Consider the following 306-nt stretch of genomic DNA (forward strand, 5'->3'; position numbering starts at 1 on the left):
ATGGGCCTTCCGCTTGATCACAAGACGGTTTCGAATTGGCATATCAAAGTCTGCGAGTACTACCTCTCCAGCCTTTACGAGCTCTTGAGAAAAGAGCTGCTAAAGCTGGATGTCATTCACGCAGATGAGACGCCATATCGAGTCTTAGACAGCGAAAGAGCTAAAGACTACGTCTGGACCTTCTTATCAGGCAAGCATGCCGAGAAGCCGATTGTCCTGTATCACCATGGATCACGAAAAGGTGCCGAAGCGTGGGATTTCCTCACAGGCTTCAGCGGATACCTTCATTGTGATCAATATCCTGGC

At 49.0% G+C, this 306-nt stretch carries 1 protein-coding gene; it reads left to right on the forward strand.

From position 1 onward, the window contains the following. The coding region (locus ACYVUV_RS12400; protein ID WP_484499587.1) for an IS66 family transposase at positions 1-306 on the forward strand (306 nt) is incomplete at both ends.

Source organism: Lactobacillus sp. WILCCON 0149, assembly GCF_057197965.1.